This window comes from Oligosphaera ethanolica, from assembly GCF_030814695.1.
GTDB lineage: Bacteria > Verrucomicrobiota > Lentisphaeria > Oligosphaerales > Oligosphaeraceae > Oligosphaera > Oligosphaera ethanolica.
In genome coordinates, this window is record NZ_JAUSVL010000001.1 from 777,634 (window position 1) to 804,624 (window position 26,991).

The 26,991-nt window shown below is 61.3% G+C and carries 14 protein-coding genes and 2 tRNA genes; 7 read left to right on the top strand and 9 right to left on the bottom strand.

The features are described from left to right. Positions 1–111: 111 nt before the first annotated feature. The gene (nagB, locus tag J3R75_RS02715; protein WP_307259787.1) at positions 112–897 is read right to left on the bottom strand and encodes a glucosamine-6-phosphate deaminase; all 786 of its coding nucleotides are present in this window, start codon (positions 895–897) and stop codon (positions 112–114) included. A gap of 111 nt (positions 898–1,008) precedes the next feature. Between nagB and J3R75_RS02720 the strand changes: the two genes are divergently transcribed. Then, a complete protein-coding gene (locus J3R75_RS02720; RefSeq protein ID WP_307259788.1) occupies positions 1,009–1,926 on the top strand; it encodes a helix-turn-helix domain-containing protein in 918 nt (305 codons plus the stop codon). An 8-nt stretch (positions 1,927–1,934) separates the two neighbouring features. Here J3R75_RS02720 and J3R75_RS02725 read toward each other — a convergent pair whose 3' ends face one another. Both J3R75_RS02725 and J3R75_RS02730 read right to left on the bottom strand, forming a co-directional pair. Continuing rightward, the gene (locus J3R75_RS02725; RefSeq protein WP_307259789.1) at positions 1,935–2,825 is read right to left on the bottom strand and encodes a 5'-3' exonuclease; all 891 of its coding nucleotides are present in this window, start codon (positions 2,823–2,825) and stop codon (positions 1,935–1,937) included. 228 nt (positions 2,826–3,053) lie between these two features. Continuing rightward, positions 3,054–4,091, bottom strand: coding sequence for a Gfo/Idh/MocA family protein (locus J3R75_RS02730; protein ID WP_307259790.1), 1,038 nt, complete (start codon positions 4,089–4,091; stop codon positions 3,054–3,056). A gap of 376 nt (positions 4,092–4,467) precedes the next feature. On the opposite strand from J3R75_RS02730, the gene J3R75_RS02735 reads away from it, so the two are divergent. From J3R75_RS02735 to J3R75_RS02745, 3 genes are all read left to right on the top strand, one after another. Further along, on the top strand, positions 4,468–5,283 hold the full coding sequence (locus J3R75_RS02735) for a glycoside hydrolase family 16 protein (RefSeq protein WP_307259791.1): 816 nt from the start codon (positions 4,468–4,470) through the stop codon (positions 5,281–5,283). Positions 5,284–5,331: 48 nt separating this feature from the next. Beyond that, the gene (locus J3R75_RS02740; RefSeq protein WP_307259792.1) at positions 5,332–7,341 is read left to right on the top strand and encodes a DUF6259 domain-containing protein; all 2,010 of its coding nucleotides are present in this window, start codon (positions 5,332–5,334) and stop codon (positions 7,339–7,341) included. A gap of 144 nt (positions 7,342–7,485) precedes the next feature. Next, the gene (locus J3R75_RS02745) at positions 7,486–9,042 is read left to right on the top strand and encodes a Gfo/Idh/MocA family protein (protein ID WP_307259793.1); all 1,557 of its coding nucleotides are present in this window, start codon (positions 7,486–7,488) and stop codon (positions 9,040–9,042) included. Positions 9,043–9,237: 195 nt separating this feature from the next. Here the strand turns inward: J3R75_RS02745 and J3R75_RS02750 are convergent. Then, a tRNA-Thr gene (locus J3R75_RS02750) sits at positions 9,238–9,313 on the bottom strand. A 23-nt stretch (positions 9,314–9,336) separates the two neighbouring features. Continuing rightward, positions 9,337–9,413 (bottom strand) — tRNA-Arg (locus tag J3R75_RS02755). A 718-nt stretch (positions 9,414–10,131) separates the two neighbouring features. On the opposite strand from J3R75_RS02755, the gene J3R75_RS02760 reads away from it, so the two are divergent. Both J3R75_RS02760 and J3R75_RS02765 read left to right on the top strand, forming a co-directional pair. Continuing rightward, positions 10,132–11,190: a sialidase family protein gene (locus J3R75_RS02760; RefSeq protein WP_307259794.1), complete on the top strand. Its 1,059-nt coding sequence runs from the start codon at positions 10,132–10,134 to the stop codon at positions 11,188–11,190. A 44-nt stretch (positions 11,191–11,234) separates the two neighbouring features. Next, positions 11,235–12,065, top strand: a complete 831-nt coding sequence (locus J3R75_RS02765; protein WP_307259796.1) for a helix-turn-helix transcriptional regulator — start codon at positions 11,235–11,237, stop codon at positions 12,063–12,065. A 57-nt stretch (positions 12,066–12,122) separates the two neighbouring features. On the opposite strand, the gene J3R75_RS02770 is transcribed toward J3R75_RS02765, so the two are convergent. From J3R75_RS02770 to J3R75_RS02785, 4 genes are all read right to left on the bottom strand, one after another. Then, the gene (locus J3R75_RS02770) at positions 12,123–13,391 is read right to left on the bottom strand and encodes a family 16 glycosylhydrolase (protein WP_307259797.1); all 1,269 of its coding nucleotides are present in this window, start codon (positions 13,389–13,391) and stop codon (positions 12,123–12,125) included. Between the two features lie 60 nt (positions 13,392–13,451). Continuing rightward, positions 13,452–16,847 carry a sugar-binding protein gene (locus tag J3R75_RS02775; RefSeq protein ID WP_307259798.1) on the bottom strand — a complete coding sequence of 1,132 codons (3,396 nt, stop codon included), beginning with the start codon at positions 16,845–16,847 and terminating at the stop codon, positions 13,452–13,454. A 456-nt stretch (positions 16,848–17,303) separates the two neighbouring features. Further along, positions 17,304–17,510 carry a hypothetical protein gene (locus tag J3R75_RS02780; protein WP_307259799.1) on the bottom strand — a complete coding sequence of 69 codons (207 nt, stop codon included), beginning with the start codon at positions 17,508–17,510 and terminating at the stop codon, positions 17,304–17,306. 296 nt (positions 17,511–17,806) lie between these two features. Beyond that, positions 17,807–24,451 carry a hypothetical protein gene (locus J3R75_RS02785; protein WP_307259800.1) on the bottom strand — a complete coding sequence of 2,215 codons (6,645 nt, stop codon included), beginning with the start codon at positions 24,449–24,451 and terminating at the stop codon, positions 17,807–17,809. 1,310 nt (positions 24,452–25,761) lie between these two features. On the opposite strand from J3R75_RS02785, the gene J3R75_RS02790 reads away from it, so the two are divergent. Continuing rightward, positions 25,762–26,967, top strand: coding sequence for an MFS transporter (locus J3R75_RS02790; protein ID WP_307259801.1), 1,206 nt, complete (start codon positions 25,762–25,764; stop codon positions 26,965–26,967). The last annotated feature ends 24 nt before the right edge of the window (positions 26,968–26,991 follow it).

The following is a 26,991-nucleotide window of genomic DNA, read 5'->3' on the forward strand; positions in this document are numbered from 1 at the left end:
CTGCCCCACGCACGATAAAAAAAGTCCTCCGCGACTGCCTGTGAGTCGGGAGGACAATCCGCACGCTTAATATGCGGCCATTTCAGTTCATGACAAGAAAGCGGGCGTGATTCACCGGTAGCCTTCCCAGCGCGGGTCGTTCTCGAATCCCCAGCGATAGTACTCCTGCATGCGCAGTTCGCTCGCGGCCGCCGCATCGACGATCACCACCGCGTTTTGATGAAACTGCAGCGCCGACGCCGGCACTATTGCCGCCAGAGGCCCCTCCACTGCCGCCGCCAACACCCGCGCCTTGCCTGCGCCAGTCACCAGCATAACGATCCGCCGGGCCTCCAGGATGGTACCCACACCCATGGTAAAAGCACGCCGCGGCATGTCCTCCGGCCGCTGAAACATCGGCGAATTCTGCGCAATTGTCTCCGGCGTCAAGGTCACGTCTCGTGTCCGCGACGCGAAACTCGACAGCGGCTCATTGAAGCCGATATGACCGTCCTCGCCAATGCCAAGCAACTGCAGGTCAATCCCCCCACGATAGCGTATTTGCGCTTCGTAATGCGGCCCTTCCTGCTTGATGTCCTTACTCAGACCATCAGGCAAATACGTCCGCTGCGGATCGATATTGATATGATCGAACAACTTCTCCTGCATGTAATAGCGGTAGGAGTTCGGATCGTCCGGCGCCAGGCCGATGTACTCGTCCAGGTTGAACGTGCAGACCTGCGAAAAATCCAACCCCTTGTCGCGGTGGAGCCGCGCCAGCTCGGCATAGACCGCCTCCATGGTCCGACCAGTCGCCAACCCCAACACGCAATCCGGCTTGGTCTCAACCGCCGTCGCCAGCATCGCAGCTGTCATTTTCTCGGCTTCTTCACGGCTGGAACGGATGATCACTTCCATGTCTCGTCACTCCTCAAACATAGATGAAAAACAGACAACGCGCAGGCGCGGCATGCCGGCATACACTTCTCTATGTCAGCCTGCCGCGCCCATGTGGAAACTAATGTACCCGTGGGCTACATTAATGAAATGGATAAAAACACCAATCCCAATACCATTATCGTCCGACCCGATATCTGCATCCACAAACTGCCATCGCGCAAAATGGCCGACATCAACCGACGCGCCGGCCTGTGGATCTTCAACTGGGGCCGCGAAGTACAGTTCATCCAACCCGACGATGGCAAGTCCAACCGCTACTTCGAATTCTTCGCCATCGCCCACCTTCGCCGTGGCCGCGGCTTCTACTCCCGACCGGCCTTTCCCGCTGCCGTGTCAATGCTCCCCGGTGACTGCGTGCTGGTATCCCCCAACACCCTCCATCGCTATGGCGCCGTTGATGACGACTGCTTCGTGGAGGACACGGTGAATTTCTGCGGCCCGCTCGCGGAGCTGTGGTTCCGCAGCGGCATCTTCCGCGACGGCGTCTTCGAGCTGGGCAGCGCCCCCCTTCTCCACCCCATCATCGAGTTGGCCGCCGATCCATCCGAACACGCCCAGCTCAATGCCATCTTCGCCCTCAACAAACTCTTCTTGGATCTCTACAACAACCGCTTCCATCAGCACAACCGGGACAAATATCCCGCCATGGCTGTCCTCATCGACCAGCTCAAGGACGACCCGGCCCGCGACTGGACCGTACCGGAAATGGCCCATTTCTGCGACATGAGCGTCAATCGCTTCCGCGAGGCCTTCACCAAACGCACCGGCATGCTGCCAAAACTATACCTCGACAAGCTCAAGGTCAACCAAGCCACCACCCTACTCATCGAGAGCTCACTCACTATTGCCGACATCGCCAACCGCGTGGGCTTCACTGACGCTTTCCACTTCAGCCGCCGCTTCAAACACCTCACCGGCATCGCTCCCTGCTACTATCGCGAACAGTTCGGCAAAACCGGCATGAGCGACAAAGACGCGAAGCCCTGAGCCCCTGTTCAGAACAGGCTCAGCTGCTGGCCTTTCTGCTGCTTCTCGCTGATGCTTGTCAGCATGGATTTGAAGCCCTCGGCCTCCGCCAGGGTCTTGATGCGCACCCAGTCCGGCGTGCGCCGGCGAATGCCGTCTAGCCCCGTCCAACCATCCGGTAACGCCGCATCCAGGCGCACCAGCTCGCGATTGCGCGCCAACAAATCTCCTGCGGCCTGCAGTTTCCCCCGCAGGCGTTCGTTGCTGATGTCATCAAGGTGCGCCAGAATGCCGTCAATGCTGCCGTAGTCCTGCAGGAGCTTCGCGGCGGTCTTCGGGCCGACGCCGTCCACGCCGCGAATGTTGTCAGAACTGTCCCCCAGCAAACAGAGATAGTCGCCCAAACAAGCCACCGGCACCCCAAATTTCGCCTCGACTTCGGCCGGGCCGACGCTTTCCCAAGCATCGCCCTTGACCGACTGCAACAACTCGACCTCGGGTGACACCAACTGCGCGATGTCCTTGTCATGCGTCAAGATGGCCACAGGCAGGCCTTCACGCACGCCAGCCACGGCGGCGATGATATCGTCGGCCTCCGCGCCGTCCTGCTCAAGAATCGGCCAGCCAAATGCCGCCAGCCATTCGCGGATGGCTGGCAGCTGCCCGCGTAAATCGTCCGGCATCGGCGGACGCTGCGCCTTGTACTCCGGGCAGAGCTCCACCCGCCGTGCCGGCTTGCCCTTGTCAAAAACCACCGCGCCGTAGCTGCTGGGCAAGCTACGCTCAAGATTCAACAGCAAGCGCCCAACCCCGTACAGCGCATTGACCATCTCGCCACGAGGATTGGTCAGCCCCCGCACTGCATAAAAGGACCGGTATATCTGCGCATAAGCATCTATCAACACAATCTTTTTCATCATCAAGCCATTTCTTGTTCAGACCTCTCATGCGAGATCATTTTTCCAGTCCACCGCGGCCATTTCGACGTACATGGCCCGGCGAGCGAAGACGCCCACCTGCGGGGCCATGCGAGAAGCGGCTGGAAGCCGCTTCCACTCTGGGCGCGCGCGCTTACCAGGTCCACCGAGTCCACCAAGTCCACTGAGTCCACCCGGCAGCGCCGCGCCCGCATCGCCAGCAAGCGCCGCTCAGCCCAGTTCGGAGAGCTTCACGCCGCGTCCCAGTCGCGCCGATTGTTCTGCCGCGAACATCACCTGATGCGAGCGGAAGCCCTGCTCGAAATTGGTCAGCGGCTCGTCCACGCCAGTCTGAATGCTCTCGACAAAGGCCTGCATCTGCGGCAAATAAGGATGGTCAGTCACCTCGCCGGAGTCGAGCATGGCCGTTTCCAGCGTCGTCCAGCGCTCCTTGTTCAACCCGGGCAGTTCCGTCGTGTACAACTTGTTGTCTAACAAGCTGCCCTTGCTGCCAACCAGATGGAAATGGAAATAGTACGGCTGCAGGCAGTCAATGCAGGCGGCTACTTTGCCAACCCGGCCATTGGCGAATTTGAGTATCGTAACGCTACAGGAGTCAAACTCGTAGTCAGCAAAGCATTCCGCCCGACTTCGCGAACTGAAGCAACTGACTTCTTCCACCGGCTCGCCCATCAGCAACAGCAACGCGTCAAGCGCATGACAGCCGCCGCTGAGCAGCGCGCTGCCACCGCCGTCCTTCTTGGCGCTCCAGCGGAACTGCCCATACCAGGGACCTATGCCGTGATAGTAGTCAGCCTCGCCGTAATGAATGTCGCCAATCAGGCCCTTGCGCACCACGGAATACAGCAGCGACAACTGCTTGCTGTAGCGGCATTCAAATCCCACACAGGCCTTTTTGCCACTGGCGCGGATCGCGTCACGCATGCGTACGGCATCCGCATAACTCAACGCTACCGGCTTCTCCACATATACGTGCTTGCCTGCCTGCACCGCCGCAATCGCCTGCTCGGCATGCAGCATGTTCGCCGTGCACAGCGACACAACGTCAATCTCGGGATCAGCCAGCACCTCCTCGTAACGCGAATAAACCTTCAACGGCAAGCCATAGCGCGCCTCAACCTCAGCCGGGCTGGGATTGCGACTGCTGCACACCGTCGTCACTTTCGCGCCCGTCGTGGCCTGATAAGCGCCAATATGCGCTTCGGCTACCCACCCCAAACCGACTACTGCCACCCGTAAATCGCCCATTACCGCCTCCTGTCTGCCTGCTGATATCTCGACCTTTTCCCGCAACGACACCCGAAATAGTCGCTAACACAGTGAAAAAACACCGTCACTCCAGAAAAATCGCCGCCCCGCCTGCCGGAACAAAAGGCTACTCTACCGGGCAAAACAACCCTTGTCAAATAACGCCAAGACGTCGCGACCATGCTTGCCCCAGGAGCGTCTGCCCTCTGCTCAAAGACATCCACCACTGCCGTGTATCCTTCCTTTTCCTGCGCGCCGAGGGAAGCACCGCCAATCCGGAGCTATACTATCGGGGCTGCAAGGACAACTGCGTCGCCCACGCAGGCCCGCACCATTCACTCCTCACCACCACCACGAATCCAGGGAGATACCTAGCATGCAAAAAATCACCATCGACCAGCAACACGCACCAAGTCTCCTCCCCGATGGCCATTCCTGGCAGCTGGCTTGGAACGACGAATTCGACGGCACCGAACTCGACCGCGCCAAGTGGTTCCCCAGATTGCATATTATGCAACAACGCTTCCGCACTTTCTGCGAAGACGCCTTCTTCCTCGACGGCGAAAGCAACCTGCACCTCACCACCTACGAAAAAGACGGACACTTCTACAGCACCCAGCTGCAAACCGGCGAGAACTTCCTCGACCGCCCCGGCAACCCCTACTCGTCCGCACTGTCTTGGCCCATCGCCCAGTTCTCCGAACCCAAATTCCTCCACAAATACGGCTACTACGAAGTGCGCTGCAAACTGCAGAAACAACCCGGCTGGTGGTCGGCGTTCTGGATGCAGTCACCAATCATCGGCGCTAATATGGACACCGCTACCACCGGCGTTGAACTCGATATCATGGAAAATTTCACCCGCGACGGCCTCGTCAGCCACAATCTCCACTGGGGCGGCTACGGCAAAGACCACAAGCACGTCGGCTCCGGTAATATCCCCACCCTCGGCAGCCTCGACGATTTCCACTACTACGGCATGGACTGGAGCCCCAATGGCTATGTCTTCTATATCGACGGCAAGGAATCCTGGCGATCAGATATTCCCGTCTCGCACTGCGAACAATTCATCATCCTCTCCACCGAATGCCAGGGATACCGCCGCGGCGACAAACCCGCCCCCGAATTGACCAAGGACGCCGAAAAAGACGCCTTCGTCATCGACTTCGTCCGCGTCTTCGACCGCAGCTAATTTCGACACCGTCTCTTTCACGGATTCAGGATAAGGGCAAGGAGCAATATGGAACGTTTGGAAAACAAGTCGCTTCGCATCGAGTTCGCAACCGCGGATGAGGGGTTTGGCATCCGGCGGATTCTCAACAAAGGCGCGAATGACACGCCATTTGGGCACGTTTCTACTGCGGGGGCGTCATTCTGGGAGGCGACTTTCTGGAACACAACGGCTACGGGGGAAAAGCTCAGTGTAAAACTCACGAACGTTTCACCTTGCCGTGGCCGGCGTCTGGAGAAAAAAGGCGAAGCCGGCGCGACGTTCATCTGGGACGGGCTGGATTTGGGTGACGAAAAGGCCGTGGTCACGGTTCGGGCGACGGTTCGCTTTGCGGCCGATGACACCAGCAAGTGGTCGTTGGAGGTCCAAAACCAAAGCGCGCTGTATGCACTGGCGGAGACGCGCTACCCTGTGCTTCGACAGGTCGCAGAATCAGGCGAAGCCGATGTGCTGCTGCCACGTCCTGATCTGGGAGCGCGACTGTTGCCGAAACGTCCGTGGGGCGAACGTGATGCGTATTTCGGCTGCATGGGATACCACCCGATGATGACGGCGTTCTTCAAGGACAGGAGGGGCCTGTATTTTGCAGCCCATGATTCCCAGGCACGCATCAAGCAGCTCTATATGTCCAGGGAGAATGACTTGTCATTTGTGACACCGATAGAAAATGCGGGACTGCCGGGGAAAGCGGCGGAAGGCCCGCGTTACGAAGTCACGGTGGCGGCTTTGGCCGGAGACTGGTGGTCGGCGGCAAAACTGTATCGCAACTGGGCACTGACGGCGCCCTGGACTGCCAAAGGGCGTATCGTCGAACGCGCGGATTATCCCAAACGGATATGCCAGATACCACTCTGGCTCAATATTCATGCCTATCCCGAGGAAGTCTCGGAGACCATGACGAAAGCGCATGCGTGTTTCCCGAATTCACCCGTGGGCATCCACTGGCATTTATGGCAGCATTCGGGACACGACGTGAATTATCCCGAGTACTTCCCCGAACAGCCGGGCGTAAAGGAGACACTGGAGTATTGCCATTCACTGGGCTGTGAGGCAATGCCCTATGTCAATGGGCGGCTGTGGAGTGTCAATCTGCTCAGTTACCAGCTGGTAAAACATTTGGCAGTGACCAATGCCGATGGCGAGGCGCGCGTAGAGCGGTATGGGACGCTGACACCGCCGATGTCGCCGATGTGCCCCTATACACCACAATGGGATGATGTGGCCAATGATTTCTGCTCCCGCGTGCTGGATTTGGGAGCGGGCTCCATTTTCATCGATCAGGTCGGAGCTTGCGCCGGCCAAGCCTGCTTTAACCCACAGCATAATCATCCGCTTGGCGGCGGAACCTGGTATTATGATGGCTATCAGGCACTGCTGCGAAAAATTCACGCCAACTATGCGCAAAAGAACGCCTTTGTGACCACCGAGGGGTCGGGTGAGCAGTGGATGAATGTCATCGACGGCTATCTGCAGGTTACAATCCGCACCCCGGATGATGTCCCGTTCTTCCACGCCGTCTATTCCGGCTATACGACCTATTTCTGCTCCCCGGAAAACCAGGATGACGACTTCAAAAGTTTTCGTGCAGCGCAGACGCGGGAACTGCTCTGGGGGCAGGCGCTGGGGTGGTATCATCCGCTGATTCTCGAGCAGTCTGACAAATGCGCGCTGCTGAAGAGTCTCGCGGAATTCCGTCAGGCACATCTGGACTATTTCGCCTATGGCAGTCTGCTGGGTGAAGTGTCGTTCCTGGATGCGGTTCCTGAAATGCCTCTGACCTGGCTGGGACGCAAGGCCTTTTTCATGTGGAAAGTCAAGGATGCGCCATTGTCGCCGACGGTAGAAGGACACATGCCAGCGTGGTTCGGATATGTCTGGCGTTCGGCTGCTGGAGACAAGTCTATGGTCTTTCTCGCCAATGTGGGCGATAATGCCCAGACCCTCCGCTTCGCCTGGGAAGGCCAGGAATACAGCGTGACCCTCGCAGCGGGCGAACTGCGTGACTGGCCATTGACCTAACCTATGCGCTCGCCCTACCCACGAAGCAGGAAAACCAGTTCTTCCAGTGCTTGTGATAAGTATGAAATAACAGTTCAGATAGTAAACAGGCCCCGATTCGCGGAGATGGTTCCCAAACGACCCTGACACGCAGGCAGGCCTTACATGCAACCATTTGCGGGAGATACGACGATGGGCGGCATTTTCAACACCGACAAGCGGATTCGGCTGGGCATTTGGGGTCTGGGCCGAGGCAGCAATTTCATCCAGGCAGCCAAGGAACTCAATATCGACGTGGTCGCTGGCTGTGATTTTCACGAGGAGACGTGGAAGAACTTTCTGGCATGCTGTCCGGACGCGTTTGTGACCTGTGACGAGAATGAGTTTCTGGCGCGGGATTTTGACGCGGTGCTGATTGCCACCTTCTGCCCCGACCACGCCATGCATGCCATCAAGGCGCTGCAGGCGGGCAAGCACGTGCTGAGTGAAGTGACCGCCTTCTTCACACCGGCGCAGGGGGTGGAACTCGTCGAAGCCGTGGAAACGACGGGTAAAGTCTACAATCTTGCTGAGAACTATCCTTTCAGCAAGGAGAACATGTATCTGGCAAAACTCTACCGCGAGGGCTTTTTCGGGGAAATGACCTATGCGGAATACGAGTACGTGCACGGTGGCGCGAATCCCTGTGTCTGCTACCCGAATGGCCAGCCATTGGCTCCTGGCAATCAGCTTCATCATTGGCGCGGATGGATCAACTATCACTACTACTGCACCCACTCGCTAGGACCGGTGATGGTCATTACCGGCCTCCGCCCGGAAAAAGTCGTCGCCTTCCCCGAAGACGTGCTCAATATCGGCACGGTGCACGGCAAGGGCCGTAAAACCGATGGCATACTGCCCAATTTGGGCGCCTTCGCGCCGTCGCTTATTCACATGAGCAACGGCGGCATTGTGCGCAATTTAATGGGCGGAACGACTGCCGACAGCCACAATCAGCGGCTGTTCGGCACGAAAGCGGCAGCGGAACTGTATCCACGGTTCAATCTCAAAGTCGGTGCGACCGGGTCGGCGCATACGATCACCATCGACGCAAAATGGGACGCCCTCGGCGAACTGGCGGCCAAAGCCGGCCACGGCGGCGGCGATTTCTGGGAACTGTATTACTTCGCCCGACAAATTCTGACCGGCGAAAAAGCGCCCTGGGACATCTATGCCGCCGCCGATGTGACCCTGGCCGGTATTCAGGCACTCAGAAGCGCCGAAGCCGAAGGACAACCCATGGATATCCCGGATTTCCGGAAAAAGGCCCTGCGTGACAGATACCGCCATGACCACTGGCAGCAGGAACATATCGACCCGGCCCGCATCTTCCCGGAGGATCAGGATCTGGCCATTACCGGAGATTTTGCCCCGGCTTTTGCCAATGCCTTCCCGCTGATGCGGCTCATCCGCGCCGCGTTCGATGCCATGAAAGTGTACGACTACACTATCCCCGAACAGCGGATACAGACCATTGATCTGGTCAAAGAACTGCGGGATAAGCTGCCGGCAATCCGCATTGGCTTCCTGCGGCTCAAAAAGATTGCGGACGCATATCCGGAATCCATGGGTGGCATCGCCATCCGGGAAAAATTCGCCCTCTGCGAATTTGATCGGGTGACCGACACGGAAACGTGCAAAAACGACTTGAATGCGTGGCTTCTGAAATGCCATGCCAAATGACCGCAACGCGCTCAGCCCGCGTCTGCAGGGTGACTCGTTTTCGTGGCTGATGCCCCCTGAAGTCGCGGCTGCTCCCCCCTTGACTCTCCCTTTGTCACATTGTGTTATTGACAAACGGCGCAAAATGTTGACAAAAAGTAAAAACAGCCATAAAAACAAAAAACTCCCAACTCGTTATGAGTTAGGAGCTTACAATGGAGCCAGCGACCGGAATCGAACCGGTGACCTCATGATTACAAGTCAAGTGCTCTACCTACTGAGCTACGCTGGCATGGCAGCAAAAAGCGGTTGAAGTGGCAGCCCGGACGGGACTCGAACCCATTACCTACTGCTTAGAAGGCAGTTGCTCTATCCGGTTGAGCTACCGGGCCAAAAGCGAGCCCTTAATATGGCCGCAAAGAGGGATTAGTCAATTTACCCGAGGCGGCAATTTGTGTTTCAATGGTAATCGGTCACCCATTGATAATGAAGCCATAGAGCTTCTGGCTGAGTCAAACGCGCCCGTTTCCCAGGCCGCGAAGCGGCAGAAGCGCTGAAAGCGCGAAACATACCAGCCCAGGGCAAGCAGCGCTGAAAGCGCGCGCCGCCCTGGGTACAACGGCGACAATGTTCGTGTTCCTCGGCCCCTTTTGCCCCAGTCGGCGAAGCTGACTGGGGCAAAAGGGGCAATGGAACTCCCTTGCTTACCTGGGTTAACGTCTGCGGCATGTTTGGCCGTCATTATCAATGGGTGACCGCTTACTTGCAATGTTGCTACGAGCCGGCCCTAGGGCCCCCCTGGGACCGGTGAAAATGATTGACGGCGGCGCTCCCAAGATCAATGCCGCCGGGACGGCGGCGCTCCCAGGAGTCCCCAGAGTCGGCCAATAAGTCTGCGGTGTCCAATGCGTCATTCCCCATAGTCCCGAAAGTCCCCACGGTTCAATCCATGGGACCATGCCTTATGAGTCGTGAGTCCTCGCTCCAACGCAGCCGCCACAAAGGTCCACCGAGTCAACCTCGCTTTCCGTATACTGCTGGGCGTTGACAACGCGGGCCGGGGCTTTACTGTTACGGGGTGTCTTGAGTAGCCATTTAGGAGGCCATGTCATGTTACCCGGAAGCATTGTTCTTGAGCTCAACCCAGCGCCTGGCAACGCGCGCAATTCGGAAGGGGCGTTTGTGGCCTTGCGCGATGGGACGCTACTCTTTGCCTACACGCGCTACCACGGTCAGTGGGCCGACCACGCCAGCGCCGACATTGTCTTGCGCCGCTCCGCCGACCAAGGCCGCTCCTGGAGCGACAGCGACGAGATGCTCCTGGCCAACGAGGGCCGCCAGAATGTCATGAGTGTGTCGCTGCTGCGCCTCGGCAATGGCGACATCGCCTTCTTCTACCTGCGCAAAAATGGCCCTGACGACTGCCGGCCCTACCTGCGGCTTTCCCGCGACGAGGCCCGGACTTGGTCGGAGCCAATAGCGATCATCGCCGCACCGGGCTACTTCGTGCTGAACAACGACCGGGTGATCCAGCTGGCGAGCGGTCGTCTCGTCGTCCCCGTGGCCTACCATCGCCTGCGCTCAGCGACGGCTATCGACGGGCGCGGCATCGCCCTGTGGTATCTCTCCGATGATGACGGCAAAAGCTGGCGCGAAGCCAGCCATTGGTGGGCGGCGCCCGTGCAGAATCCGGCCGGACTGCAGGAGCCCGGCGTGATTGAGCTCAGCGAGGGCGCTTTGCTGTCGTGGTTCCGTACCGGCGCCGGCTGCCAATACCGCAGTATGTCCGGCGATAGCGGCGAGACCTGGACCGCGCCCGAAGCCAGCCCCTTCCAGTCGCCGACCTCACCATTGAGCATGAAATACCTCGCTGACCAGCAAGGCATCATCGCCGTCTGGAACGACCATTCCGGCCGCCTCCTTCCCGCTGGTAGCAGCAAGGACAGCTGGGGCCGCACCCCGCTGGTTGCCGCCATCAGTCGCGACAACGCGCGATCATGGACCACCGGCATTGTCATCGAAGACTCACCCGACCACGGCTTCTGCTACTGCGCCATCCACGCCATGTCCGACGCCGTACTGCTCGCCTATTGCGCCGGCGGCGCCGACAGCGGCGGTGTCCTCAACCGCCTCCGCCTCCGTCGCATCGCCATCAGTGACCTGCAGTAACCAACCATCGTTACGCAACTTTCCACACACACCCAGCACCCGCCATGACCGCCAAACTCCTCGACGACCGGACGGATATCTACCGCCTCAGCCAGCGCCTGCGTTTCAGCCTGGTGCATTTCGCCCGCGGCATCTATCCCTGCCTCGGCCACGCGCCTAACAGCATGCCCGTCAACCGCATGTTCTTCGTGCTCGATAATCCCGGCGGCGACGCCAATTACATCGGCGACGCCGACAGTGTCCACCCCCTCCGCCCCAATCACTTCTATTTCGTGCCGGCCTTCCACCAGGCGACCTTCCGGCTTGACAGCCGCCTAGTCTTCCTGTCCATCCACAGCAAGGTCGAACTTTACGGCGCCACCGACATTTTCGCCGGCCGTCACTTCATCTACTGCGAAGACGCCCCGTCGGAACTACCGCGACTGCTGGAACTCCACCGCGCCACCGCCGCCGAGCTCCTCCCCGCCGCACTGGAACTGCAGCAACTCGCCTTCGCCGTAGTCATGCGCGTCATCAAAAATACCGGCGGCAACGACTACACCAACGCCGCCCGCTTCGCCGCCTACCAGCCCGTCATCGACCACATCAGCAAAAACTGCCGCGCCGATGTCCGCATCGCCGATCTGGCCGCCATCATGCACCTGTCCAGAGAGGCCTTCAGCCGAAACTTCGTCGCCGACACCGGCATTACACCCAAAAAATTCGTTGCGCGCATGCTGATGAACCGCGCCACCGCGCTGTTGAGCCGCCCACACTGCTCCATCAAGGAAGTCGCCCACGAGCTCAATTTCAGCAGCGAATACGCCTTCTCGCGCTTCTTTAAAACCCAGGCCGGCATATCCCCCAAGGCATTCTGCCAATTCGGACGAATCTAGCTGCCGGGGCAGCCAAGCTCCTGGCCTGAGCGCAAGCAAAGCCTGGGGCGACTGTACTTACTCCCCAGGCTTTTCCTGCCAGACCTTGACGTAGTCCACGGCCATGATCGTGCCGTCGATGGCGTCAGTCACCTGCCCGGCAAAACGGGCGATGGCCAGGCTAAGGTAGACCGGCGCTTCCCAGTGGCAAATATCGTTTTCGCGGCGGTCAATCTCCTTGCCATCGAAGAAGAAAATGAGTTCCTTTTCGTTCCATTCCATGGCGTAGGTGTGGAATTCCGCACTGAGGTCAATGGCTGGCACGTATGGTGTGGGCTCCTGTGCGGCCACTTCGCGCCAGGCGCCGTCCACCCACAGCTCCACCCTGAAAGAATTCACGTAGAAGACATAGCCTTGTTCGCCATCGCGCCAGCCGGTGAGGAACTGCACGCAGCCCACCTCGCGTTCAGCGCCTAAATCCAGCTCAATGAATTTCTCGCCGTCGTAGGGCGTGATCCACGACGTGCCGATGCCGCCGTCGATGACGTGTTCCACGCGGTACTGCGCATAGTCCGGGTTACTGCCGCTGGAGGCAGTGATGGTCGCCGCCCGCGCGTAATCGACCAAGCCATCCGGCAGGGGCGCGTTGCTCGTGACGGCCGGGTACTCGCCCCCGGCGAGCTTGGGAAACACCCGCAGCGTGCGCAGGTGAAAACGGTCGGGATGGCGTGACGAGAAGCGGACCTTGCTGGCGCGCAATGGCACGTCCAGCACGATCTCCCACGGGGCCTGGCCGGTCTTCGGCGACGCCGGGGTCAGGCAGACGCGTTTCGGCCAGGCGTGGTGTCGGCGCTTGCCGGCGTCATCCGTCCAGAAATCGCTCCAGTTGTGAATATTGATGTTGATCTCGTCGGGATAATGGCCCTCATTGATGTCGATCTCAAAGTGCTTGTTGCCCTCGGGAAGCTTGCCAGCGGTGTGCATCGTGGTCAGCCAGAACGAGTTGTTGGTTCCGGTAGCGGCAGCATATTTGTAGCGGCATTCGAAATAGCCGTACTTGAAACGGCGCTTGGTCCACAGGCTGGCGCTGGTCCAGTCCTGGCCGCCGCGCTGTTCCTTGCGGTTGATCAGCTTGAGAATGCCATCGTCAACGCGGGCATTCTCGCGCCAGCGGCTGCAGAGAATGTGGCCATTCGGGCCATTCTGGGCAATCCAATTTTGGTCGAGCTGCGCATCGGGATAGTCAAAATGATCATCGAAGACCAGCTGCCAATTCTTGCCGGCCGGCGGCTCAGCGAACACGGCGCACAGCGCCGTCACCAACAGTGCTACACTCAGACGATTCATGGGGCGATCTCCATTGTGAACGGATTGGTTGCGGTAATAGCTGGATCCCCGCATGGCTCCTCATTGCCCGAGGCTGTATAGTCCATGCCGGGTAACGTCCTTGCTGAAGCCGATACCGCTGTGCAGTTCGACCCAGCCCTTGCGGCCCTGGCCGTCATTGTCATTGACCAGCAGCGACAAGCGCAGATCGGCGCCAGGCGCGGCCTTCAGCGTTGCCAGCGCCTGCCACGGCACGCACAGTTCATAGAGCCAGCGCCCCTCGCCAGCGGCCACGCAGGATACGGCGATAGCAGCGGCCTTGAGGCCCGTGCCGGCCGCGTCGGTGACGACGCACTGCGCGTTGTCGCCGATTTTCGCCACCACCAGTTCCACAAAACGGCGCGCGCCGGCGGCGCTCAGACCGAGCTGCACGCTGTCGCCATTCCACAAGGCGTCGCTGTTGCTGTATGGCTGGAAGAAGTGGTCGTCGCGCACCATCACGGCGATGTACAGTCCGCGCTCATGCCAACCCAACCGCGCGGTCGCCTGCAAGTCGGCATCGCCGGCAAAGCTGAAGCCGTCCAGGGCGATCAGTCGCCGCTGACCATCGCCCTTGTCCTGCAACACCGGCAACGCCGGCTGCCACTGCGACCAGTCGCCCGCAAGCGCCGGCGCCGCCGCCAAGCGCGGGATGACACCGAGATAAGCGGTGTGGGTCGCGCGGTGCTGCCAGCCGCTGGCCAGTGCAATAACGACCTCGACGCTCGTCGCCGCCGGCAAAACCGCGCTAACCCCGCCGGCAGCATCGTCAGCACGCAGCCACAGCGTCGTCCACTCACCAGGCGGTAACTCAGGCGGCTCGGCGCCGGTTGTGGCCAGGGCAAAGCCCGGCGCGCTGGCGCTGATACGCGGCCGCAGCGGCACGACGCCGCGGCAATAGATGTTCAGCGGTATGGCCGGCCGGCCATCATGGAGGACGATGTTGCCGACAGTGGCATATAGCGGTTCGCGAGGCGTGAACTCAATGCTGCGCGTGGTCGTGATGCCGGTGGCTTCGATGCTGACGCTGAGTCTTAGGCGGCGGTCCCGATAGGCCCGCCACTGCTGATCCGCCAGCGGCAGCACAATGGCCGGCAGAGTAAAGGCCTCGCCGTCCTTGATGCGTTTCGGTAGCTTGTAGTCCTGCGCGCCAGCGGTCAACTCCTTGTCGGCGACGACGTCCCGCAACGTCCAGCGGCACCGGGCGCGCCGCAGAACGCGGCCACTCTGGTTGACCAACGACGGCGTGACAACGACACCGTCTCCCAGGATAACCTCCTTGCCTGCGGCGCTCGATTCCAGTTCCATAGCGAGCTTGCGCGCCAGTTTGTTCACATCCAAGCCCCGGATGTACACAGGCGTTTCAGTCAGCGTGATGGCCAGATCGCCGTCCTGCCTCTTCACCGGCAGGTCGTTGCCCTGGATATCGAAGACGCGTAGCCGGCGGAACGCCGCCTTGGGCAGCACCATGTCCATACTACCCTCGATGGAGTAAGCGGCCACGACAGGGGTGCCATCGGCATCGAATTGGTAGAGGCGGAAACGCTGCGGGTCGTCAGCAAGATCGCCCACGCACTCCGCCTGGCCAAGCAGTCGCGTCAGGAAGGCGATGGCGGTGATGGACGGCTTGGGCGTGTAATCCTCATGAACCAGCCCAAAATTATGCTCGGTGTAACTGCGGTTTGGGCCGTCATTCTTGAAATCGTACTGCAGAGCGTAGTCGGCGCCGGCCACGCGCGAGCTCAGGTACATGCGAATGATGTACTGCGCCTGATGCACGTAGCTCGAACGGGGGTAGCCGCCGGCGATGGCCAGGTACTCCATGTTGCCCTCGTAGGTAGCCCAGCCCACCTCGGTGATGATAACGCGCTCGGGACCACCGTGCTTGCGACTGAGCGCGCGCAGCTCCTTGCCGTTGTCCTTCAGGAACATCTCCCGTTCCGGCCGCGGCTGACCATGGCAATACGGGTGAATGGACAGAACATTGCCTGCCGGGCCAATGCCCTCCTCAATCATCTGCTTGAGGGTCGGCCAGTAGTCCTCGGCACAAACGGCAATAATCGCCTCGGGCTGGACTTCGCGAATGGCCGCGCCAGCCGCTAGACTCAATTCGACAAATTTGCCGATCCACGGCGCCTCGCCATAACGCTGGCCGCCGTAGTGCTTGCGAAACGCGAAATTAGCAGGCTCATTCCATATCTCGAAGCTGTTCACCCGGCCACGAAAATGGCCAGCCATGAACGCCGCCCACGCCGCGTAGGCGGCCGGGTCCAGCGGGTTGTCATATATGGGATTGCCGTAGGACAACAGCAAATTAAGCCGCACGCCACGCTCATTCAGGCGATTGACAAAATCTTCTATGCGCTGGCTAACCACGTACTCGCCGCGTTTTTTCTCAACGCCCGCCCAGTGAAATTCCTCGCGCACGACGCCGATGCCCACCGCGTTGAAGATATCAATGAAACGCAAGTCGCCATGCGCCCAGCCGTGCGAACCATGTATACCCGTGCCCAGCCATGAACATGGCGGCGGATTCGCCGAGCTCAAGCGTCCGAACCAGCTCGTGAGTTCCAGGCGGTCCTTGGGATCGGCGTCATTGGTCAGCGTCAACACGGCCGCGAAGGCCCCGAAGGCATCGCCCAGTTCGGCAGGCGTAAAATGCATTTCGCGAGTCTCGCCGGCGCCGATGGCTTCGACGCTGTCACGCCGCAAAACCTCCCGGCCCTGCCAGTCCTTGACCGCTACGCTCAGGCGGTAACGGCCCGCGTCACCGGCCAGCCGGCTCTCAAGTTGACAGCGCAACGCGGGCACTTCATCGGGATAGAACAAGGCACCGAAACGCGTCGCTTCACAACGCATGCGTAGGGACGGCATCTGCGCCACCGACGCGCCAGTGAGCACCCGCAGGTCGGCGAGGTCCACGCTGCCAATCGGCGACTGCTCATTGCGCTCGACGCCAATCTGCAACGCCCGCACCGGCCAATGGATCCGCTTGTCGTCCTCAGGCCCATGCCAGGCCGAGGCAAATTTCTCGATCTCGAAGCTCAACGTGGTCCAGACGCCGGCGTCTTTAACGACCTGCCGGCGGATATGCTCCTGCTTGCTGTCATCAGTGGTCTTCAGATGAATGCGGGTGTTGGGCACCGAACAGCGCAGCTGGAAGGTCACGACCCGACAGCCCTCCGGGAGCAGCTCCGGCAACACCACGGCAACATAGGCGCCTTTGCTGAGATTGTAGTTGAGACGGCCATGCCACGCTGCGTCGTCGCTGTCGCGATGTCGCGCATAGCTGCCCTCCGCGCCCGGAAACTCGCTGCCGAGGGTGATAGTAGCCGTCTCGCCCTGAAAACGGTGAATGATCAACTCGCGTTCGGCAGCCATTGCCGACGCCGCCACCGCCATAGCCACCACGAATGACACCATGGATTGTTTCGCCATCTTCGTCACTCCTCGCTTCTGTGTGAACAACGCCGGTCCAAAAATCATAATGTACCGCCCATTTCCACAAAACACGGTCAAAGCTGCGGTATTTTAGCCGCACGGCATGCCGTGCGGCTACAGAGGACTCCCGAAACCGCGCGGCTACAGATTTCGCGCCTTCCTATCGGCAGCCGGTCGTGGCCGCGCAAGCGGCACGACCAGCTGCCATCTTCGTTTTCTTCGCGCCTTCGCGCCTTCGCGTGAGAAAAAAAGAACCACGTGCCCTTGCGAGAGCGCCTTCGCGTGAGAAAAAAAGAACCACGTGCCCTTGCGAGAGCGCCTTCGCGTGAGAAAAAAAAGGACACCCATCGCGTGATTGCGTGATTGCATTGGCGTGAGCAACGGAAAACGCCCGGTGGCTGCACTATGGCAATCACCGGGCGTTATAAGTACAACTGTGGTCCGCTAGGCGGTTCAGGCCTGAACTTCGAGGGCCTTAACGAGCCGTTTGGGGTGGCTCAAGAGCGCGCGCAGGTCATCGCTCTGCAGTTTCGCCACGCTGTCCTGAGTCATGCCCAAAGAAACCAGACGCTTCTTCTGGGCCTTGACGCGCTGACGCTTCGCTGCCGCCGACTTTTTCGGGCGGACCATGTTCTTGTTGCGGAATGTACTTGTTGCCATTGTCGTTACTCCCGGAATTGGACCTATGCCATAATCATTGTATGAATGATGGTAAGACGCGAACATTAAATATAGTGCAGCGACACTTCTTTGCCAGCCCCAAGGCAGTTTTTTCGCGGTTCCACACCGCAAACTCTCGCGATCCTGCCCCACGTCAAAGTCGCCAGCGCCAGTCATGGCTCCTTGCGGGATGAATGCCAGGCTTCCCCTCTTCTGACACATACACAGCACACTATATATTTGCCAACAACCTGAATGAAAGCCTGTTACAAAAGAAAAACGAACATTGACATGAATCATTGCCCCTTTTCGTCTTTCTGCTGAGCCTTATTCTGCTTTTTGGCCAGGTTGGGCGTCAGCCAGCGGCAGGCGTCGACGAGCAGCGTCGCCTGCGTGCGTTCATTGCGCTTGAGGCGCAAGGCGACATGACGCGCGGCGCCCTTGGCCGGTACGTCAGCAGCGGTAAAAAGCAGACGCAGGCCGCGTTGCCAGCCGTCACCGCCTTTGATGATCAGCGGTTGGCTCAAGACCGGCCGGGTCTGGTCCGCAAGGTACAGCGCCGCGCGCACTTCAACCTCGCCGGCGCCTTGCAAGAAGAGATCGACGCCGATGCCTGTTTTCCACGCATCGACAGTGCCGTCGGGCACTTCGCGATAGAGCTCCATAGGCTGACTGCGGCCGCCATAGAACTGCAGGCCCAGCAGGCGGTTGCTCTCGCCGGCACGAATGGGCCACAGCGTCGCATTGGCCGATTGCGAGCGCTGGACGGCGCGGAGGCGCCAGATGCCCTCGGTGGCGGTTTCCCAGCCATCGCCGTCGGGCTGCGCAGTGGCCGGCTCGCGGCACAGGAAGGGAATGTGTATGGTCTCGCTGTTGTTGCCGGCGCCATCGCGGCAGCGGGCATGCACGAACCACAGGCCTTCCTGGTCCACGGCCTGCAGGGTTTGCCGGCCGCCTGTGGACGACATGGCGACCTGCGGTTCGTCGTCAGGCATCGTGCTCAATTTCGCCTCATGGGCGGCGATGCCGCTGGCGTCCGTGCGTTGGAGATTGATGAGCGGCAGCGGTCCGAAGACGCCGACGGCGCTGAAGTCATCGATGCGCAGGACATTCTCGGCGGCGGCAGCGCCGCGTTCACCGAAAGCGACCTGCAGCAAGCGCGCGTCGGCCTTATCGGGCACGGCTTTGGCAATAAGTTCGGGGAGGTCCAGCCACGCCCAGCGCCACTGGCCGTCGTCGCGCGCATCGCTGATTGCGCCGATGAGGGGCGCTTCATCGCTGCCGGTCATGCGCACGCTGTACCACTCGCGTTCAATCAGCAGGAGCAGATTGACCTTGGTGCCGGGCGCAATCTGATAGCGGAAGCGCAGGGCCGGGCTGTCTTTAAGCGTATCGCGCCGCAGCCAGGCATTGGCCTGGAAGCGCCCGCCGTCCTTGGCGCGATAACGTATTTCGAGGCACTGGCTGGCAATGGCGTCGTCCTGAACCACAGCCAGATTAGTCTGGGGCTGGCCCCGCCAATTATGGCTACCGCTGAAAGATTCGGTATTTTGGAAGACATTGTCATTGCCCACGACCATCGGCGGCTGCGGCGGCGTCTTGTCCTGCGCGTAATCCAGGCGCCACTGCCAGCTCTTCGCGGGAATTTCGCGACCGGCGAAGCTGCGGATGCCACTGATTTCAGCGGTGAAGAGCGTGCCGTCGGCCACGGCTTTATTGAGCAGTCCCCAATCTCGGAGCAAATTCCAGCTGAGCGTGCGTCGTGCGCGGTCCCATTGCAGCGAGTAGCGGTCGAGGCGTCGTTCATCGCCGTTGATTTTAACTTTGACCTTGCTGAAATCAAGCCAGTCCGTACCGTCATCAGCAAAGGTCAGTTCGATCTGCTCGGGGGCGGCAGCGCCGCCGTCTTCAGGCAGCACCGAGGCGATTGTCGGCAGGCCATTTTCCACCAGAAAAGGATAATGCGCGGTCGCGCCCCAGTTGCCAGCCTGATCGCAGGCACGGATGTGGAAGAAGTGAAGCCCGTCGGCAAGTTCCGGCATGGTGGTACTGGTCGCAGCACCTTCGGGGGTGGTATCCGGAACGCTGTCGCGTTCACGGTCCCACTGGTAGCTGTAGGCCGTGATGTCGCCGGGATCGGGCAGCTGCCAGGACAACTTTGGCGGCGCGGCGCTGCTGTTGACCAGCGGAGCCAGCATCACCCGCGAGACTTCATAGTGATTGCCGGCGGCCTCGCCGCTATAGTGCCAGTTGCCCAAGGCGATGTCAGTCGTCGCCAGGCCCGTACCGTCGTAGACCACGCTGAGATCGCCGCTATACTCGCGCAAATCAAGCTGTGCCGAGCGCCAACTGTCATCGGCGACAATACCGGGGCAGTCTCCAAGCTTCAGACCCCGGGACGGGTCCAGGTCAGTCAGGCCAATGCTGTGCATCTTGCCCAATACCCGCAGCAGCAGATCGACGTGGCTGTCGGGATGGATCTTGTAGTCGAAAAGCAGCACGGGGTAGCGGGCCAGCTCGAAGGTCGGCAGATTGAAGGACAGACCAAAGTCGGAACCGCAAATGCGATTGGTGACGCGCGCGGCAGGCGTGCCGTCAGGCAGGCGGTAGCGCTGAATGTCGGCCTGACTCTTGGCGTTGGCGACCTTGCCCTCATCCAGCCACGGCCGCAACCCACAGAGAGCGCTATGGGCGCCCGCAAGCTGTGGCGGCCCCGGCGGCGTCCGATCGTCGGCAGGCTTCAAACGGAGCCGCCAGGACTGCCGCGTCGGTTCGCTCTTCTCCGGCGCAGCGACAGGCAGATAGCTCAGCGTGAACGCGACCATGCCGTCGGCATCGGCCACTATCTTTTCGCCAAACCTGGGCTGGATTTCAAGGACGCCGGTACTGGCATCAAGAACGCTATTGCCATCGTGAAGCGGCAAGTCCTGGCCATTGACGCTCAAGATCATACTGCCAACGCACGGCCAAGACAGCTTGTCCGCCGGCAGCGCCACGCGCAGGGGATTGAGCCCCCAGCTTTCGCCTGCGGCGGGCAGCACCGGCAGCGGCGGCGGCGCCGCGGCAAGCAGCAGGGGCATGGCCGGCAGACGTCGGGCAACCTGGCCTTCGCTAGCCAGCGTCTCGACCAGCAGCCAGGCCGGACCGGCCTGCGGCGCCACCAGCGTGAAGGACGCGTCGCTGAAAACCGGGGCAGCGGCAGGCACGGCGCCGCCAGCGTCGGGACTTTGGCTGATCCACGCGTGGCAGGACGGCGCCGCCTGGCCCTCGGCGAGCTGCCACTGGCCGATGACGGCCTGCGGTCCATAACCAACCAGGACGATGTCGTCAACGTAGTACTTGGCACCGGCGTAGTTGCCGCCCAGACCAGCGTTGAGATAGCCCTCGTGCAGCATGCCAATCATGGCGCTGTCGATCAGCCACTGATCGCGGCGCGGAAAACGCGCGCGCAGTAGTTCGCCAATGGCCAGGTTCAGCTCGGACCACTCGCCGATGCGCAAGCCGTCCACCGCACCCACGCAATGCAGATTGGCCTCGTCGTGCCCCGGCCCCGTCAAGCGAATGAAATAGCGCCCGACCGGGTCGTCTTTGACCGTAAAATAGAGATTGACCAAGCTGCCGGCGGGTATCAGGCAGGCCAGGCGCAGATCGGCGACGCGATGCAGCGCGACATCCGCCCAGGGCAGCGCCAGCCCGAAATCACCGCCGGAGTTGATGTTTTCCGCGGCGAGGACTTGACCTGGCCGGCCGTCATGGCGCTGCCGGCGTAGCTGCGCGCTCTGGTCGCCATGCCATGGCTCCACGCCGCCAAAGCTGTCCTCAAAATCAATCACCCGCGTGGGATGACTCGCCAGCTGCAGGGGCGGCAATGGCAACGCCTCGCCACTATCGGCGGTGGCTGCGGCGGCGGCGGCGGCGTCTGGCCCCTGCGCCCGGCCCTGCTGTTCGCCCGGCAACGCCGCCAGCAGCGGCGCCTGCAGGCGCAGATCGCGATAGCTGACCTTCACCCGCGCCAGGACAATGCTGTTATGCTGCGTCCACAGCGACAACTTTCCGCCGGAAATGGGCTCGTCATCCGTGTAGGAAAAGACCGGCGTATTGTCAAAACTGACATCGTAGCGGCTGCCCGTGCGGCGAATCTTCAATGCGTACCAGGCGCCATGCACGGGTCGGCCGCCGGGATCCCATTCCTGGGCGACGGCGCGCGTGCCGGGCGAGAGATGCCGCCCACGGGGAATAAGCTCGCGATCCGTCTGCGCGACGACGGCGTCCCGCCGCCAGAATTGCGTCCAGGTCTCCGACCAGCGCTCGTCCCAGGCTGCGACCAGGAGATTGTAGCCAGAGAAAAGCTCGCGGCCGTCGCCATTGACAGCCACGTTGATATCGCCCACGCGCGGGTAGGACATCTGCGCGCCCTCCTGCAATTCACCCTGGCGCATGCGCATGCCGGCAAAACACTCAATGGTGAAATCGCCTGCCAACGCAAATTTGCTCCACAGCGCCGCGACGCCGCGGCTCTCGCCATTCATGTGCGACCAGCGCGGGTCGCAGGCAAAGCGGTTGGTCACTTCCCAGCGGCCGACGCTGTTCCAGTCGGTCTCGGCCCGCTCGAAGAGATAGTCACGCAGGCGTTCGCGACGGATGTCAAGGTGTATGAAGTCCATGGCGGCAGGTACTTCCACCCCAAAACAACGGCCCGTCAGTGGCGCGGGGTCGTGCACGCAGAAAAGTTCCTCGCCGTCCAGAACGCCCCAAATGGCATGGCCATCGCGACGCAGTTCCAGCTGCCCCCAAGTCTCCGTGTCGGGCGTGCGCGGCTGCGCGCCGATCTTCTCATCGACAATCTGCTTGCCGGGCAGGACGCTCCGGGTCTTGCCGCTGAAAGCCGCCTCGGCCAACGCCTCGCCACCACGCAGGAGCTTCAGCGTGCCAGCGTCAGTCTCCGGCGACAGCTCGCACTGCAGTGCGTAGCCTACCGCCGGCTGCAGGTCGTCCAGCCCCCAAAAAACCTTGAAGCCGCCCCGCAACGGCGCAATCAACGTAAAAGCGCCGTAGAAATCGCCGTTGTGGCGATAACGCCGGGGGTAGTCCGCGCTATCGCCGTCGTCCCGCAGCCACGAGTAGCGTGATGACGCCCAGCCTTGCATGAATGGATCATCGGCAAAGCGGGCGATGTCAACCGGCTGCTCCCAGTCGCGACCATGCGCCGCAAAAGCGCGGACTTGCGTGAATTGCGCGCCCTCAGCACCGAAGAGTCCGACCGCGCCACCAAGAGCGCCAGCTTGGGTGCCGGCAGCCGCCGTTTGCAGGCGCTGGCGCAGCATCAGCGCGTCATTGGCCCAGAGTTCCAGCACGCCGTCCTGCCGACTGTCCACCGCCAAGAACAGGGGGGCCTCGCCGGACCACGCATAGGGCAGCGCCAACACCTCATCCGCACGGCCGGCCCGCACCTGCTGCAGGAACAGCCGGCCATTCTCCGCTGGCGACCACCCGGCACACCAGTAGTTCTGCTCATCCCGCAGGCCAAAGACCAGGCCAGCTGCGACCCGCGACGGCCCAGGCGCGGCGGGCAGCACCGTCGCGGCAAAGCGCTGCGGCGCCCAGTGCGGCCAGCCGATCTGGTAGAGCGCGCCGGGCAAGCCAGTCGTCGTGCTGGCGCCGCTGTCGAGAACGGCAAGTACATCGCAGTCGGCACTCGCCGCCGCCACCGGGTCATCGTCGGCCAGGCGCCACTTGCCGGCCAAGGCCCGGCCCGCTTCGCTGAGCAGGCGGCGACAGGCGATCTCGCTGACGGACGCCACTTCCAAGTCATCAAAATAGGCCTCTTGGGCGCCGTCCTTGTAGAGCCCGACGGCGCCGCCAACGCTGGCCTGATCCCGGCAGCTCAGCACGACCACGCCATCCACCAAGGCGTCCACGCGGTCGCCCTGCTGTTTTACGCCCAGCCGCCACCAGTTTTCGGCCCGACTGGCCAGCATGACGCTGCCGACCACGCGTTCCACGCCCTGCTCGCGCACCACGAGCTCCAGCGGCGCCGGCGTCGGCGCCAGCGAATTGGCCGACCAGCGCAGGAGCCAGTGGTTGCCTGCATCGCGATAGCCAAAGACCAGCCCGAAAGCGCCACCAAAGGGCTTGACCGACACCGCCGCGCGATAATCGCACCAGAACGGCAAGCCGGTCACGATCATCCCCGGGCCGTCCGGCGCCGAACCCGACAGACAGAAGGGATTTGGGCTGCGGTCAGCCAACGGCTCGCGGCCCTTGCGGATGTTCGCCGCCGGATTGTCGTGGATGAGCTCCATCACGGAGTAGATCTTCCAATCGCCGGCCAGTGGCCGCCACTGCCCCCATTCCTTAGCCTCTTCTTCCGTGCGCATGAAATCGTCAGCAAATCGAAACGGCTCCAGCCGTTGATAGCGCAGATCATTGACGGCCACGTGCCGGCGGCCGTCACCACAGGCCACTGCGCCGCGCCCTAGCCCCGGTGCGAAGGCCCGCAGCAAACGCCGGCCACCTGAAACGACCTCGATCTCATCATTCATGACTCGAATCAGCAGATCTGACGACGCTAGCGACTCCGTCAAGGCATCCGGCTTCTCCACCAACATGGTCTCGCGACCGGCACGACGCTGCTTCAGAAAAATGCCGCGCCGGTTCCAACGCAAGATGGCACCGTCGTCCGCGCCGCTGACTCCAAAAGCCAGCAACAGCTCATCGCCATGCAGGGCGTTGGCAGGCGTTGCCGCCAAGCTGCAGCGCAGCTCATAATGGTCATGGCGCGCATCCCGCAACACCCGCAGCGTCGTCCGGGAAAAACGCAGAGTGCCTTCCGTATCGCCGCCAAAAAGACGTCCCTCACCAGCAATCCACGCCACGACGCACAACACCGCCAGCAACAGCGCCGCAAACATCACCCCAAACCAGCGAATCGTATGTGTCATCGGCATCCAATACTTTAATGTTTTCAATTTCCACAGGGCCGATGGCTCGTGCAATAACCACACGATTGGCCCTCTACCGCACCTGCATTTTATCGCCACGAAGCGGCAAAAGCGCCAAAGAGGCAATGGAACCCACTGTCCCTGATAACGATGTCGCAGCCTTGCAGCCACCCGTGCGGCAATCCGCGCCAATTATAACCGGTAACATACTGTAAATAAGACTCCGTCGCAAGAATACTTACAAACACGAGCGCATATAAGGTATTACGCCGCCGACCATGCCATCAGCATTCTGACACCGCAAATCGCGGGCGCAAATCGCTCACAGCTGCCCGACCGCACCAAACCGCTACTTCCAGCAATAACGACAACCACCCCGCCGATATCACGCCCCGTGCCCAAAAGCACCGCAAAAAATACGTGATCACGCCCAAGAGTCCCCGTAGTCGGCCAATCAGTCCCCGGCGTCCAATGCGTCATTCCCCACAGTCCCGAAAGTCCCCACGGTCCAATCCATGGGACCATGCCTCATGAGTCCGTGAGTCCTCGCCCCAGTGCGCAGCAGCCAACTGGTCCCCACGGTCCCTGGCGTCCCCACGGTCCCGGCTGGCCGAATGCCGCCGGGACGGCGGCGCTCCCAGGAGCCGCCAGTCAGTCCCCCGAGTCCAACCGATCCCCAAGCGTCCCGGCGTCCATGACGTCATTCCCCACGGTCCAGAAAGTCCCCGGAGTCCAATCCATGGGACCATGCCTCATGAGTCCCTGAGTCCTCGCCACTGCACCAGCACCAACCGGTCCCCCGAGTCCAACCGGTCCCCAAGCGTCCCGGCGTCCAATGCGTCATTCCCCTCAGTCCCGAAAGTCCCCACGGTCCAATCCATGGGACCATGCCTCATGAGTCCCTGAGTCCTCGCCCTAGCGCTGCACAAATGCCGCCGGGACGGCGGCGCTCCCAGGAGCCGCCAACCGGTCCCCCGAGTCCAACCGATCCCCAAGCGTCCCGGCGTCCATGACGTCATTCCCCACGGTCCAGAAAGTCCCCGGAGTCCAATCCATGGGACCATGCCTCATGAGTCCCTGAGTCCTCGCCACAGCGCTGCACAAATGCCGCCGGAACGGCGCCGCTCCCAGGCGGCCAATATCAATGACAGACCTATTACAAAAATACTCCCGGCTGGACGCGCCATTGCCGGCAAATAACGGCGCAGAGCATATAGTATTGTTTTTTATTTTGCCCCGGCGACGTCGTTTTCTCCGCCCCAAGGCCCCCCCATCCACCCAGTCCACCCGACTTAGCGAGACGCGCAACCATGCGACAGACATCATTCCGGCGCCCTCAGCTTTCCAAGGCCGCAATCATCTTTCCGGCGTCCTTCTGGATGGCCATGATCATCAACGCCATCAACCTGGGGCTGGTGTTTTATGCCAGCAACCACTTCCAGGCCACGCCGACACAGATCGGCATCCTCTATGGCGTCTACAATCTCTGTTACATGCTGGCCTGCCTGCTGTTCAAAAAGGTCCTGCAGCGGGTGCAACCGCAGAGCTGCGTCATCATCGCGACCTGCGGCCTGCTGATCGGCCTCGTAGGTATCTATCTGTCGCCTAGCCTCGGGCCGGCGTTCTTCTTTCAGGCCATCTGCGGGCTGTCCACCGCGCTATTCTGGCCACCGCTGATGGGCTGGCTCACCGAGGGCTATGAGGGCAGCCGCCTCGGCCGCATCACCGGTCTCTACAATCTGTGTTGGAGCAGCGGCGCCATTATCGGCCCCCTGCTGGCGGGCCACCTCGGCGCGGGCGACAGCGCACGCCCCCTGCGTTACTGCATCGCCGCCTACGCGCTTCTCCTAGCCTTCCTCTGGTTCGGCAATCGCCGGCAGGACAACGCCCCCAGCGTGAAACTCCCGCCGGGAACCCGCCCGGCCACGCCAGCCGCACCACCCGCCACCGCCGCCACGCCCGGCCACGGGACAACCATGCGCTACCCCTGCTGGCTCGGTGGCCTCTGCGCCTGGGCCACGGCCGGCATGGTCCTGAATATCTACCCGATCTTCGCCAAAACCGATCTGGGCCTGACCGAGCCGGCCATCGGCACCCTGCTCTTCGTCCGCGCCTTGGCCATGACCAGCGCCATGAGCTTGATGGGCTTCGTCAAACACTGGCATTTCAACTTCACCCAGCTCATCGGCGGCCACCTGCTGCTAGCGCTGGCCGTCCTAGGCCTCGGCATCAGCAAGGACATGACGATCAACATGACCCTCCTTGCCACCTGCGGCATTCTCGCCGGCCACGCCTACAGCAACAGCATGTTCCACGGCGTCTCGGGCTGCCCGGACCGCACCTTCCGCATGGCCATCCACGAAGTCGTTCTCGCTACTGGCGCTGTCATCGGCAGCGTTCTCAGCGGTCAAATCTACCAGCACCTGGGCAGCGCCACCCTCTTCGTCTGCACCGCACTATTCATGCTCCCCGCCATCGCCGGCGACATCATCTGGCGACGCACCCAAAAACACTGACCCCAGCCACCAAAAGCTATCGCC

Coding starts and splice junctions, on each gene's coding strand:
- J3R75_RS02785 (WP_307259800.1), bottom strand. CDS start 24,451: ATGACACATACGATTCGCTGGTTTGGGGTGATGTTTGCGGCGCTGTTG.
- J3R75_RS02765 (WP_307259796.1), top strand. CDS start 11,235: ATGACCGCCAAACTCCTCGACGACCGGACGGATATCTACCGCCTCAGC.
- J3R75_RS02745 (WP_307259793.1), top strand. CDS start 7,486: ATGCAACCATTTGCGGGAGATACGACGATGGGCGGCATTTTCAACACC.
- J3R75_RS02775 (WP_307259798.1), bottom strand. CDS start 16,847: ATGGCGAAACAATCCATGGTGTCATTCGTGGTGGCTATGGCGGTGGCG.
- J3R75_RS02725 (WP_307259789.1), bottom strand. CDS start 2,825: ATGATGAAAAAGATTGTGTTGATAGATGCTTATGCGCAGATATACCGG.
- J3R75_RS02740 (WP_307259792.1), top strand. CDS start 5,332: ATGGAACGTTTGGAAAACAAGTCGCTTCGCATCGAGTTCGCAACCGCG.
- J3R75_RS02790 (WP_307259801.1), top strand. CDS start 25,762: ATGCGACAGACATCATTCCGGCGCCCTCAGCTTTCCAAGGCCGCAATC.
- J3R75_RS02780 (WP_307259799.1), bottom strand. CDS start 17,510: ATGGCAACAAGTACATTCCGCAACAAGAACATGGTCCGCCCGAAAAAG.
- J3R75_RS02735 (WP_307259791.1), top strand. CDS start 4,468: ATGCAAAAAATCACCATCGACCAGCAACACGCACCAAGTCTCCTCCCC.
- J3R75_RS02770 (WP_307259797.1), bottom strand. CDS start 13,391: ATGAATCGTCTGAGTGTAGCACTGTTGGTGACGGCGCTGTGCGCCGTG.
- J3R75_RS02760 (WP_307259794.1), top strand. CDS start 10,132: ATGTTACCCGGAAGCATTGTTCTTGAGCTCAACCCAGCGCCTGGCAAC.
- nagB (WP_307259787.1), bottom strand. CDS start 897: ATGGAAGTGATCATCCGTTCCAGCCGTGAAGAAGCCGAGAAAATGACA.
- J3R75_RS02730 (WP_307259790.1), bottom strand. CDS start 4,091: ATGGGCGATTTACGGGTGGCAGTAGTCGGTTTGGGGTGGGTAGCCGAA.